This is a genomic window from Fictibacillus halophilus (genome assembly GCF_042680145.1).
In the GTDB taxonomy this organism is placed as follows: Bacteria; Bacillota; Bacilli; order Bacillales; family Fictibacillaceae; genus Fictibacillus; species Fictibacillus halophilus_A.
In genome coordinates, this window is the sequence record NZ_JBHTNQ010000001.1 from 171,074 (window position 1) to 183,627 (window position 12,554).

Sequence of the window (12,554 nt, forward strand, 5' to 3'; positions counted from 1 at the left end):
GCAGACCATATTTGGTTCTGCGTCTTTTTTATGCTTATAATAGAGCAGAGTACTAAAGTGAAAGGATGATTTTTAAGATGCTACAAAATAAAGTTGCTGTTATTACAGGCGCTACCCGCGGATGCGGTAAGGCGATTGCAGAAAAATTAGGAACACTTGGTGCGAAATTAACGTTGGTCGGTTCATCAGAAGGTATATTTGAAACAGCAGAAGAGCTGAAAAATAGCGGTTATGACGTTCTTGCAGTGAAAGCTGACGTATCAAATGAAACGGATGTTGCGGATCTTTTTAAACAAACGTTTGATCACTTTGGACAAGTAGATATTTTGGTAAACAATGCAGGTGTTGGCCAGTTTAAGTTGGCTGAGGAGCACTCTTTAGCAGACTTTCAAAAAATGTTTGAAGTAAACGTTCAAGGTGTTTTCCTATGCAGTACAGCGGTTGTTCCGCACATGAAAGAGCGCAAGGAAGGAACGATCATCACGATCTCTTCTGATGTAGGACGAAGAACAATTGCAAACGGTTCTGTATACACCGCTACAAAATATGCTGTACAAGGATTCTCTGGTTCGCTTGCTCAAGAGCTTCGTGAATTTGGTGTACGAGTAGGTACGGTAAATCCTGGTGCAATTGATACGTATTTTGCGGACAGTGAACCGGGTCTTGATTTTAAAGAAGATTGGCTGAAGGTCACAGACATCGCAGAAGCAGTTGCATATATGGCTAGTGCACCAAAGCATATGGTCGTTGATGAAATCATGCTTCATCCACTTTCTCAGGAATATCCAAACGTATAAAAAGGAGGCTGTTCCCATGGACTTGAATCAAAAATTGGTTTCAATTGATCGTTCCGAGGCCGTCGTTCTGCGTGATTTGTTTGGTGATAATAAGACATTCGTGGCTTTAGTCAGACATCTTGGCTGACCTTTCTGTCAGCATTTCCTTGCGCAGTTGCGCAAGTCATACGGTGAGTTTGAGGCACGTTCGGTTAAGGCAGTCATTGTTTCACCAGCCGATCGTGAACAGATTGAAAAGTTTTTAGAAGTTCATGGTCCATATCCTTTTAACATTTATGGAGATCCCCAACTGAATGTATATAGGGAGATGGGAAATCATCGGTTCACAACTTTGAAGAGCCTGGCGTATGTTGGCACTGGAATTTTGAGCGGTAAAGCCAAGATAAGCGACATTATTCCGAAAGAAGAGAAGAAAAGAGAGCTTTTCTTTAGTGCAGTCAAGAATCAGGACGTAAACGTTCAAGGAAGTTCATGGCTGTTTGATCGCGATGGTGAAGTCTTGTGGAAGCACATGGATGATTCACCGAAAGATCATGCACGGGTGAAGGAGATTTTGAAGCAGGTTAGCGAAAATAAATAAGGTTTGAAGTTGAAAGGACCCTGCCACATGGAAAGTGGCAGGGTTCTTAGCTTATTTTAGGCAAATGACGAGCAATTTAAGATGCTAAAGTTCGCTCGATTGAGTTAATCACATAAAAAGTGTTATCCATCACATAAAAGACAAGCTTCATCACATAAAAAGCCGTAGAAATCACATAAAAATTGAGCGTCATTACATAATTTAACAAAATATGTAAGTAGGATTACTTCACTTCAGCCCCAATCTTCCTGTTTGGCCGACGGTTCGCTTCCGATTTAATCCATGCCCGGATTCCTTTACCGGCATACGGCTCATCTGCAAAACGAGGAATGATATGAAAGTGGGCGTGAGGTATGCTTTGTCCGCCAACGAGCTTAACGTTCCAGCCAGTGCTGTAACCGTCAGGTCTGTATGTTTCATCCAGCAGTTTCTTCGCTTTGTGCATCAATTCATATGTATCCATCCACTCTTTTTCGCTTAAATCAAACACGGTTTCAACATGCGCTTTTGGAATGACTAAGCCTGCACCTTCCAAAATATCCTGTGCTTTTGGACTTTGGATAAAATAACAGCTTTCATTCTCAAAGACTATTTTCTGTTCTGGAAAATTCATAGGATTGCAAAATAAGCATTCTTTCATGGGAAAACACCTCCGCCTTTATTTTTGCATATTTTCCACATTTCTTACAAATGGAACAATTCGGGCGATTCATTGACCGCTTATCACACAAAATGATATGATAACGTTAAGAAAACGTTATATAAATTAGATGAAAGATATGAGGTGTATGCATGAAACCAGGCATGGAGGTTGGTCAAAAAGCCACCATTACAGCTACAGTGACACCCGATATGTTTGCTCAATTTGAAGGTAAGCTGGTTCATCCGGCATATTCAACGGTCAGCATGGTCTACCATATGGAATGGGCAGCAAGACAAATCATATTGCCATATCTTGAAGATCATGAAGAAGGTATTGGCGGAGGTGTAGCCGCAAAACATATGTCGCCAACACCTGGAGGCGCAGAACTGATTGTCACAGCTACATTACGCGAAATAAAAGGTAAAGCAGTTATTTGCGATGTTACCGTTCATAATGGAAAAGCACTTGCAGGTGAAGGTGAAGTTACTCAATATATCCTGCCAAGAGCAGCGATCTCACAAAAAATTGAAGAAATGAAAGTTTAATATTTTTTTGACTTATAATGAAAGCGCTTTCACTTTAAAGCAGCAAAGCAAAAAAGAATCAAAGCGAAATAGAGACACACTAGGGGGATTCAGCATGTTTGAAAAAATATCACAGCACGAGCAAGTCGTATTTTGTAATGATCCATCCACAGGTCTTAAGGCGATTATCGCAATACATAATACAACCCTTGGACCAGCTCTTGGCGGATGCAGAATGAGACCTTATTCATCTGTTGATGAGGCACTTGAGGATGTACTGCGCCTTTCAAAGGGCATGACGTACAAATGCGCAGGAGCAGATGTTGACTTTGGAGGCGGGAAGTCCGTTATTATCGGCGATCCTACAACAGAACGAACTCCAGAATTATTCCGTGCATTCGGCCAGTTCGTTGATTCATTAAACGGACGTTTTTATACGGGAACTGACATGGGAACGACGCCAGACGATTTTGTTCATGCTTTAAAAGAAACAAACTGCATCGTTGGTGTTCCTGAAGAATATGGCGGAAGCGGGGATTCTTCAGTACCTACAGCACAAGGTGTTATCTATGGTCTGCAAGCAACGATTCAAACTCTTGAAGGAACTGACGATCTCGCAGGGAAAACTTACTCCATCCAAGGCTTGGGAAAAGTTGGATTTAAAGTTGCAGAGCAGTTATTGGCAGCTGGTGCACAAATTTACGTAACCGACATCAACGAAAAAGCTCTGAAGCAGATTCAAGAAAGAGCTGAACTGCTTCCAGGCAATGTTGAAGTGGTTGTAGGCAGTGACATTTACGGAGTAGACGCCGATATTTTTATTCCGTGCGCACTTGGCGGAATCATCCATGACGAGACGATTGAACAGCTTAAAGTTAAAGCGATTGTTGGAAGTGCGAACAACCAGCTTTTAGAGGATAAGCATGGCTTATACCTGCAGCAAAAAGGAATTCTATATGGTCCTGACTATATCGTAAATGCAGGTGGACTGATCCAGGTTGCAGATGAACTTTACGGACCAAACAAAGCGCGTGTACTGACAAAAACAAGAGCGATCTATGACAGCTTGATTCAGATTTACAGTGAAAGCACGAAGAACAGCATTTCGACTATGGAAGCGGCTAACCGTTTTTGTGAAGAAAAATTAGCAGCCCGTTCAAAACGCAACAGCTTCTTTGCTCATAACAGAAGACCTAAATGGCAGGTTCGAAACTAAGGAGGGATTCATTCATGGAAAAGCTATTTCCGAAATTGCAGATCATTAATGAAAACGGGGAATGGAACGACGAAACATACCGCAGTGAAATAACGGAAGAACTTACAAAAGAACTTTATACAAAAATGCTTCGTTCCCGTCTGTTTGACCGTAAAGGTGTTAACCTGCAGCGTCAAGGACGAATTGGGACGTATGTGCCTTTTGAAGGACAGGAAGCTTCACAGATCGGCAGTGCACTGGCGATGGGGGAAGGCGACTGGATGTTCCCGACTTATCGTGATCATGCGGCGACGATGACATTTGGCCACTCATTAAAAACACTTTTCCTTTATTGGAAAGGCCGTCAAGAAGGCTGTATCCCTCCTGAAGGAAAGAACATATTCCCGCCGGCAGTGCCGATCGCATCTCAGCTCTTGCATGCGACAGGTGCTGCATGGGCTGAAAAGCTTAAAGGAACGGATCGTGCTTCCATCGTTTATTTTGGAGACGGTGCAACATCAGAAGGAGATTTTCATGAAGGATTGAACTTTGCCAGCGTATTCAATGCTCCTGTTGTTTTCTTTAACCAAAACAACGGTTTCGCGATTTCAGTTCCAATCGAAAAACAAATGAAAAGTAAAACGATCGCTCAAAAAGCAGTCGCTTATGAGATGGAAGGCGTACGTTTGGATGGCAACGATGTGTTTGCAGTCTACTTCCACACACGCACTGCGGTTGAGCGCGCTAGAAAAGGCGAAGGTCCGACATTGATCGAGTCTGTTACTTGGCGGTATGGAGCGCATACGACAGCTGACGATCCTTCCAAATACAGAGACCAGAATGAGTCAGCGACAAGACGTGAAAAGACAGATCCTATTCTTCGACTTGAGCGCTTTATGAAAAATGAAAACATGTGGGATGAGAAGTGGGCTGAAGAGCTGCAGGAGTCTTTAACAGCTGAGATTGAAGCAGCAGTAAAAGAGATGGAAGAGGCTCCGGCACCACATTATAACGATGTATTTGATCATGTGTTTGCGGAGAATCCTTGGCCGATTGAAAGCCAAAAAGAAGCATATGCACATTCAAGAGGTGATCGCTAATGACAACGGCAGTTGATACGAAAAAATTAACGATGGTTCAAGCCGTGACAGACGGCATGCGCGTCATGATGAAAGAACATGAAAACGTAATCGTGTTAGGGGAAGACGTTGGGCAGAATGGAGGCGTATTCCGGGCAACTGACGGACTGGTTGCAGAGTTCGGCGAGAAAAGAGTAATCGATACACCGCTTGCAGAGTCTGGAATTATTGGTACTTCTATCGGTCTTGCGATGAACGGGTTTAAACCTATCGCTGAAATGCAGTTCTTAGGGTTCATCTATCCGGCGTTTAACCAGATCATGACACACGCTTCGAGAATTCGTGCAAGAACACTTGGTGCTTTTACTGTGCCAATGGTTATTCGTGCGCCGTTTGGAGCAGGAGTGCGAGCACCTGAAATCCACTCTGATTCCGTTGAAGCACTTTTTACCGGAATGCCTGGAATGAAGGTTGTTGTTCCGTCTAATCCGTATGATGCAAAGGGAATGCTGATCTCTGCAATTGAAGATCCGGATCCGGTTCTATTCCTTGAGCCGATGCGATGCTACAGAAGCACGAAGATGGATGTGCCTGAAGGAAAGTACAATGTTCCTCTAGGAAAAGCTGCACGTCTGCAAGAGGGAAGCGATGTTTCAATCTTTGCATACGGTGCGATGATCGATGTTGTGACAAAAGCAGCTAAAGCGGCAGAGGAAAAAGGCATAAAGTGTGATGTGATCGACCTTCGTACACTTTATCCGCTTGATAAAGACATGATTGCAGAGAGTGTTCAGAAGACTGGACGCGCTGTTATCGTACACGAAGCACCGGGAACTGGCGGACTTGGTGAGACGATCATGTCGCTGATTAACGATACTTCATTCTTATACATGAAAGCACCTGTTGAGCGTGTGACTGGTTTTGATACACCAGTGCCGATGTTCGCTCTTGAAGACCACTACCTGCCGAGTGCAGATCGTGTAGTTCAGGCAATCGAGAAAGTCACTCAATTTTAGGAGGTGGAACAAATGGTAGAAGTGAAACTGCATGATATTGGAGAAGGCATGCATGAAGGGGAAGTCATCCACTTTTTCGTAAAAGCGGGGGATACGGTTAAGATCGACCAGCCGCTTGTCGAAGTGCAAACAGACAAAGTGACCGCTGAACTTCCTTCACCTGCAGCCGGCACCATTAAGGACATTAAAGTAAAAGAAGGAGACGTTGTGACAGTAGGATCTGTCATTTTAACGATCGAAGCGACTTCATCAGCACCATCTGAGAAAAAGGCAGAAGAGCCTGCGAACGTTAAGGAACAGCCTGTAGTAGATAAGATTGTAGCTGCACCTAAAAATACCGTATTTGCAGGTGGCATCGCTACGCTTAACAAACGTGTTCTCGCTGCACCTTTTACAAGAAAAATCGCCCGAGAAAACGGAGTTGATATTGAACAGATCATCGGCACTGGACCTGGCGGACGCGTTACGGATCAGGACGTCTATAACTTTATCGAGAATGGTTCTGCCTCTACAGTTAAAGAGGAAGCTGTAAACCATACTGCAGACGACAGTAAGACAGAAGCACCTTCATATACTTCAAAAGGCTCAGAGGAGATTCCGTTTAAAGGACGCAGAAAACAGATTGCGAAAAAGATGGTTCAATCTCTTGCGACAATTCCGCATGTTACGCACTTTGAAGAAATCGATGTAACAGCTGTAATGGATCTGAAGAAGCAGCTGAAAGCGATGGACCCAGAGAATAAGCGCGGAATGAACGTTTCTGTTGCGGCATTTTTCGTAAAGGCGATTCAGATTGCTCTGAAGGACTTCCCGATTTTCAATGCGAAGCTTGATGAAGAAAAAGAAGTGATCCGTCTTGAGAAGAACGTAAATATTGGAATCGCAACTGATTCTGATGAAGGCTTGATCGTACCTGTTATCTCACATGTGGAGCAGCGCAACGTAAGAGACATCGCAGTGGATATGAAAGATAAGATTACAAGAGCGAAAACAAACAAGTTAAAAGGATCAGATATGACTGGCGGGACATTTACGATTTCTAACGTTGGACCGCTTGGATCAATCGCAGCAACACCGATTATTAATCATCCGGAAGTTGCGCTAATGGCTTTCCATAAGACGAAGAAAACGCCAGTTGTGCTTGGAAACGAGATCGTGATTCGTTCGATGATGAATGTATCTATGTCGTTTGACCACCGTGTAGCGGATGGTGCGACTGCTGTTATGTTCACCAACCGTGTAAAAGAACTCATCGAGAATCCTTACTTCATGACACTGGAGCTGATATAGATGGTTGTAGGTGATTTTGCAACAAAACGACAGCTGGTTATTATCGGAGGAGGACCTGGCGGCTATCATGCTGCAATCCGTGCGGCTCAGCTGGGACTCGAAGTAACGCTGATCGAAAAAGAAAAGCTTGGCGGAGTTTGCCTTCATAAAGGATGCATCCCTTCAAAGAGCTTAACTCAAACAGCTGCTAATTTTTCCGGGCTGTCTCATTATAAACAAATGGGCATCTCGGTACCTGAAGCGACTTTCGAATATGAAACCTTTTCAAACTACTATTCTTCTGTTGTAACTGGACTTCAAAAAGGTGTTGAAGCACTTATTAAAGCTAATAAGATTGAGCACTTAACAGGTTCAGCTTCCTTTATGTCAGGTGAGAGAATCGGCATCGATTCAGGCCACCATTTTGAAATGTATGAATTTGAACATGCACTGATTGCAACGGGAAGCAGTCCGTTATTGCCGAAACAGGCAAAATTATCAAACCGTGTAATGACGCCTCATACTTTATGGGAGCAGAATGAGCTGCCAGCGAGTCTCGTTGTTTACGGTGAAGACTATTTTGCATTGGAAGCGGCAATGGCTTATAAACAGCTAGGAAGTGAAGTAACATTAATCACACCTGATGATGGATTCAGCTTAGACAGCGGTATTGAAAAAGAACTGCTGCGAGTTTTAAAGAAAAATAAGATTAAAGTGTTCAAGAATCATCAGTGGGAAAGTGCAGAGGAAACGGCTGATACTGTTGCAGTGACATTGACAAAGGATGCAGAAGAAAAAGTTTCTATTGAAGCTTCTCATGTGCTTTTTGCAGCCGGTTATTCACCAAATGTTGAGGGACTTGGGCTCGAAGCAATCAATGTGGAACGTGATGAGAACGGATTTATCGTCGTAAATGAGCACAGCCAGACGAGTGTATCCAATATCTATGCTGCAGGTGATTGTACGATTGGCATGAAGCTTGCTTCAAAAGCAATCAAACAAGGGAAAACAGCTGCTGAACATATGTCTGGCCAATCTTCAGCTTTCAATTTGAGTTTAGTACCTTATGTGGTGCATACAAATCCGCCGATCGCAACAGTCGGTTTGACAGAAGAACAAGCAAAGAGTGAAGGATATGAAGTTAAAACCGGTCAGTTCTCAATGAGCGGAAACGGATTTGCTTCTATTCTAGGTCAAAAAGAAGGTCTTGCGAAGATGGTAATCGATGCAAAGACAGATGTAATTCTTGGAATTCATATGATGGGTGCAGGGGCTGTTGATATGATTCAAGCAGGCACTTACGCACTAGAGATGGTTGCTCGTGAGGAAGATCTTGCTTATCCGGTCTATGCACATCCAGCTTTAAATGAAGCATGGCTTGAGGCTATTGAATGTGTGAGCGGGAAAGCGATTCATGTTCCGCCAGCACGGAAAAAAGAGAAAAGCACAGTCTAAGAAAAGCGGTCTTATAGGCCGCTTTTTTATATATTGTTTCGAAAGATATTAAACAGCTGTTTAACAGTAAAGAATCATACAGCTGCTATTTTCTTTTTTTAGCAACATATATTAAAATGGCGATAAGATTAAATCCGCTACAGCTTGCGGATAAACAAAGAAGTGAGGAATGCAGTTTGAAGAAACTAGTTTTAACCGGCGGTGGTTCTGCTGGGCACGTAACCCCGCATTTAGCAATAATACCTAAATTAGAAAAAATGGGATGGGACCTTCATTACATCGGTTCTGTTGATGGAATAGAGAAAAGTTTAATAGAAGAAGGAACGAATGTACCTTATTACGGTATTTCCAGCGGTAAATTAAGACGTTATTTTGACTTGAAAAATATAAAAGATCCGTTTAAAGTGGCGGCAGGTGTGGCCCAGGCTTATTTGAAACTTGGTAAAATCAAACCTGATGCAGTATTTTCTAAAGGAGGATTTGTGGCAGTGCCTGTAGTTATTGCAGCATGGCTGCGAAAGATTCCTGTATACATTCATGAATCGGATATTACACCAGGACTTGCTAACAAGATCTCATCTAAATTTGCTTCTAAGATTTTTGTGACATTTGATGAAGCGAAAAAGCATTTTGCTTCAGGGCAAGCCATCGTAACTGGTTCACCTATCCGTGATGAGCTGCTGCAGGGATCAAGTGAGAAAGGTCTATCTTTCTTAGGGTTTAGAAGCCACTTGCCAGTGTTAACGATCATGGGAGGAAGCTTAGGAGCCCGCAAAATTAATGAAGCTGTAAGAGAGTCTCTCCCTGAGCTGCTTCGTTCTTATCAGATTGTTCATATATGCGGAAAAGGAAACTTGGATCAGAATCTAAATAATACAGAAGGATACCGCCAGTTTGAGTACATTCAAAATGAATTGCCGGATGTAGTGGCGGCAACAGACTTTGTGATTTCACGTGCGGGTTCTAACAGTATTTTTGAATGGCTGACACTTAAAATTCCGATGCTGTTAATTCCTTTGTCAAGAGCCGCGAGTCGCGGTGACCAGATTTTGAATGCACAATCCTTTGAGAAACAAGGGTTTTGCCATGTGCTGTACGAAGAAGATTTAACAAAAGAAACGCTTCTGCAGTCTTTAAAACAGCTTAAAGCTGATAAAGACAACATGCAGCGAAACATGGAGAGCTTCAAAGCCTCTGATAGCGTAGACCTTATTTTGCGAACAATCACTGGCGGTAAATAAATTGTTTGAGAATTGAAGGGGGTCTGTCCCCGGGACAGACCCCCTTCAATTTATACACAATTCCTGCACAAATCACACACACTGAATACGGAGATGAAGACAATGCTGCCTAGTCCTGCAATTTCTAGCGAACAAACCCATGGTCTTTGGAAAAAAGGTATTCAAGCTGGACTGCCAATCGCAATTGGCTATATGCCTGTTGCTTTTACATTCGGTTTGCTTGCCAAAGCAGCCGGTCTCAGCCTTTTTGAAACGGTTGGCATGAGTATTATTGTATTTGCTGGTGCTTCACAATATATCGCTTTATCTATGATCGCTACCGCAAGCGGGGCTGCTGAACTTATTCTAACGACTTTTATTATGAACATCCGTCATTTGCTGATGAGTGCTTCCCTGAAAGAGCGTGCAGAAGATGAGCCAAAATGGCTTAAAGCCATTTATGCTTTTTTTATTACCGACGAAACCTTTTCAGTAGCCGCAACGTCTCAAGAAAAAAAGATAACGGGAAGCTATTTATTAGGTCTCGGTCTAGCGGCATACAGCTCCTGGGTAGTTTTTTCAGGTGCAGGGTTTGTGATGGGCTCGGGATTGCCCGAATCACTTCAGGCTAGCATGGGTATTGCACTTTATGCAATGTTTATCGCATTGCTTGTACCTGCAGCTAAAAAAAGCCGTAAAGTCATTGCTCTTGCAGGAACAGCTGCAGTCCTGAACTCTTTATTTTCATTTATCCCTTTTCTTAGCGGCGGGTGGGGAATAATTTTATCTACATTGATCGCAGCCGTTTCAATTGAGTTTTTTGTGAAGGGGGATGGGCGGAATGAATGATAATCTGATTTGGGTTATTATTGGAATGGGCCTTGTTACGTACATTCCAAGGATGCTTCCACTTGTCATGTTCCACACAAATAACTTGCATCCAAGAGTACAGGGGATATTGAAAAATGTTCCGTTTGCTATTTTAGGAGCGCTCATATTCCCAGGAGTGCTGACGATTAATCCGAATTCTGTAGTGTATGGTGTCATAGGAGCAGCTGCTGCATTTATTGCAGCATGGCTGAACCTTAATGTTATTATCGTGGTGTTGGCCTCGATTTTGGTTTTATACGGTTATACCTTTTTGTAGACAATTGTCATAATTTACTTTATGAATAATTAACCTTATTAATTGATTTTTAGAAATCAGTGGGCGTATAATCACAAGTAAAAGGAGGAGATTACTGATGCCTCATTTACTTAGATTTGTACTTATAGGTTTATTTTCTATTTCAGCTCTTTCTGTATTATCATTTCAAGCCGTTGAAATTTTCCACGCTGTAACGGATATGGTACAATCATTTATCTACAAAGATTAATGCTAAAATTGTTTTTTAAGAGAGCTTCTAAAGCTCTTTTTTTATTTTTAGGCTCATTACTAAAAGATTGTTGCTTTCAAACATTTTTTTGTTGAGTACGCTTCTTCGACTAGTTGATTAGAGTCCAAGGTGCGAGGCTCCTCGAAAATGAAAAATCATATTTTCTTCGTGCCATGTAACGCTGTCAAAGCCTTCCTTGTCCTGCGGGATCAGCGGGACAGGTGAGACCCTGCGGGCTTGAAGAGCCTAGGGGGCTCACCGCACGCCACGCGGAAAGCGAGCATCCTGTAGCGGAAATCAACATCTTTTTATAGAAACAATTGTTACAAACAGCCTATTTTTAAAACACACAAGTTGATTTGAATTATTTCACTTATGGGTAAACTTATTAATGGACTAAGCAATAAAGGATGGTATTAATGAAGCTGATTGCAATAGATATGGATGGAACACTAGTTAATAAACAGTTGAAAGTTACAAAAGAGAACAGTAAGGTCATTTCACAAGCAGTAAATGATGGACATCATGTTGTGATCGCAACAGGGCGTTCTTATGATGAAGCAAGACATACATTAAAAGACGCAGAATTGCATCTTCCTCTTATCTGTGTGAACGGAGCTGAAATTAGGTCTGCTGAATGGGAGATTCTTTCTTCAACACCTCTAGAGTTCTCACAATATGAAGAAATCAAAAGTATTCTAGATAAAGAGGAAATCTATTACGAACTTTATACAAGTAAGGGAACGTATACGGATAATCGTGAAAAAGCCTATGAGGTTATGAAGGATATTGTTATTACTTCAAATCCTGAAGCAACGGATGATGACGTTCAAAAGGCAGCTTTACGCCGTTTTCGTTTAGGACTTGTAAGTGTAGTAGGAGATTTTGAAAAACTTCTGGATCAAAAGGATATAGAGGTCTATAAGTTCCTTGCTTTTTCAAGTGATACAGAAAAACTTAAGCGTGCGTTTCAGCATCTGCAAGCGGTTGAGGATCTAGCAGTCAGTTCGTCAGCTGATAATAACTTGGAGATTACAAATAGTGAAGCACAAAAAGGTGTAGCTCTAAAAAGATTTGCAGAAATAAATGGAATCTCTTTGGAAAATACGATGGCAATCGGTGATAACTACAATGATGTTTCGATGCTCGAAATTGCAGGATTTCCTGTCGCGATGGGAAATGCGGTGGACGAGATAAAAAATATGGCTGCATTCGTAACGAAAGAGAATGACGAAAGCGGAGTAGCGTTTGCTATTCAAAGATTTTTAGAAACAAAATAAAATAACTTTTACAGAAGCTGGTTCGAAAATGTCGAGCTGGCTTTTTTTATTTAAGCTCTTCTCTAAAAGATTTTTGCATGTGATTCTTTTTGTAAAGACACTTCGATGACAATTGATTTG

General features: G+C 42.1%; 13 protein-coding genes and 1 pseudogene. 13 read left to right on the top strand and 1 reads right to left on the bottom strand.

What is annotated here, in order from left to right:
- The first annotated feature begins 77 nt into the window (after positions 1-77).
- Positions 78-797, top strand: coding sequence for an SDR family oxidoreductase (locus ACFQ4X_RS00920; RefSeq protein ID WP_379832701.1), 720 nt, complete (start codon positions 78-80; stop codon positions 795-797).
- A gap of 139 nt (positions 798-936) precedes the next feature.
- A pseudogene (locus ACFQ4X_RS00925) lies at positions 937-1,377 on the top strand (AhpC/TSA family protein); the annotation flags it as partial.
- 223 nt (positions 1,378-1,600) lie between these two features.
- Here ACFQ4X_RS00925 and ACFQ4X_RS00930 read toward each other — a convergent pair.
- The gene (locus tag ACFQ4X_RS00930) at positions 1,601-2,017 is read right to left on the bottom strand and encodes an HIT family protein (RefSeq protein ID WP_379832702.1); all 417 of its coding nucleotides are present in this window, start codon (positions 2,015-2,017) and stop codon (positions 1,601-1,603) included.
- Between the two features lie 152 nt (positions 2,018-2,169).
- Here ACFQ4X_RS00930 and ACFQ4X_RS00935 point away from each other — a divergent pair, with 152 nt between their 5' ends.
- The 11 genes from ACFQ4X_RS00935 to ACFQ4X_RS00985 all read left to right on the top strand — a co-directional run bounded on the left by ACFQ4X_RS00935 (position 2,170) and on the right by ACFQ4X_RS00985 (position 12,434).
- Positions 2,170-2,565: a thioesterase family protein gene (locus ACFQ4X_RS00935; protein ID WP_379832703.1), complete on the top strand. Its 396-nt coding sequence runs from the start codon at positions 2,170-2,172 to the stop codon at positions 2,563-2,565.
- A 94-nt stretch (positions 2,566-2,659) separates the two neighbouring features.
- Complete coding sequence (locus tag ACFQ4X_RS00940; RefSeq protein ID WP_379832704.1) at positions 2,660-3,760, top strand: Leu/Phe/Val dehydrogenase; 1,101 nt, start codon at positions 2,660-2,662, stop codon at positions 3,758-3,760.
- A gap of 14 nt (positions 3,761-3,774) precedes the next feature.
- Positions 3,775-4,839 carry a pyruvate dehydrogenase (acetyl-transferring) E1 component subunit alpha gene (gene pdhA / locus ACFQ4X_RS00945; RefSeq protein ID WP_379832705.1) on the top strand — a complete coding sequence of 355 codons (1,065 nt, stop codon included), beginning with the start codon at positions 3,775-3,777 and terminating at the stop codon, positions 4,837-4,839.
- The gene (locus ACFQ4X_RS00950; RefSeq protein ID WP_379832706.1) at positions 4,839-5,834 is read left to right on the top strand and encodes an alpha-ketoacid dehydrogenase subunit beta; all 996 of its coding nucleotides are present in this window, start codon (positions 4,839-4,841) and stop codon (positions 5,832-5,834) included. The genes pdhA and ACFQ4X_RS00950 overlap by 1 nt, the downstream gene beginning before the upstream one ends.
- Before the next feature lie 12 nt (positions 5,835-5,846).
- Entirely contained in the window at positions 5,847-7,124 is a 1,278-nt protein-coding gene (locus ACFQ4X_RS00955; RefSeq protein WP_379832707.1) for a dihydrolipoamide acetyltransferase family protein, read from the top strand.
- Positions 7,125-8,558 carry a dihydrolipoyl dehydrogenase gene (gene lpdA, locus ACFQ4X_RS00960; RefSeq protein WP_379832708.1) on the top strand — a complete coding sequence of 478 codons (1,434 nt, stop codon included), beginning with the start codon at positions 7,125-7,127 and terminating at the stop codon, positions 8,556-8,558.
- Positions 8,559-8,734: 176 nt separating this feature from the next.
- Complete coding sequence (locus tag ACFQ4X_RS00965) at positions 8,735-9,799, top strand: undecaprenyldiphospho-muramoylpentapeptide beta-N-acetylglucosaminyltransferase (RefSeq protein WP_379832709.1); 1,065 nt, start codon at positions 8,735-8,737, stop codon at positions 9,797-9,799.
- 102 nt (positions 9,800-9,901) lie between these two features.
- Positions 9,902-10,627 carry an AzlC family ABC transporter permease gene (locus tag ACFQ4X_RS00970; protein WP_379832710.1) on the top strand — a complete coding sequence of 242 codons (726 nt, stop codon included), beginning with the start codon at positions 9,902-9,904 and terminating at the stop codon, positions 10,625-10,627.
- The gene (locus ACFQ4X_RS00975; RefSeq protein WP_379832711.1) at positions 10,620-10,925 is read left to right on the top strand and encodes an AzlD domain-containing protein; all 306 of its coding nucleotides are present in this window, start codon (positions 10,620-10,622) and stop codon (positions 10,923-10,925) included. Before ACFQ4X_RS00970 ends, ACFQ4X_RS00975 begins: the two co-directional genes overlap by 8 nt.
- Before the next feature lie 97 nt (positions 10,926-11,022).
- Positions 11,023-11,154, top strand: a complete 132-nt coding sequence (locus tag ACFQ4X_RS00980) for a hypothetical protein (protein WP_276531385.1) — start codon at positions 11,023-11,025, stop codon at positions 11,152-11,154.
- 419 nt (positions 11,155-11,573) lie between these two features.
- Positions 11,574-12,434 carry a Cof-type HAD-IIB family hydrolase gene (locus ACFQ4X_RS00985; protein WP_379832712.1) on the top strand — a complete coding sequence of 287 codons (861 nt, stop codon included), beginning with the start codon at positions 11,574-11,576 and terminating at the stop codon, positions 12,432-12,434.
- Positions 12,435-12,554 lie beyond the last annotated feature (120 nt).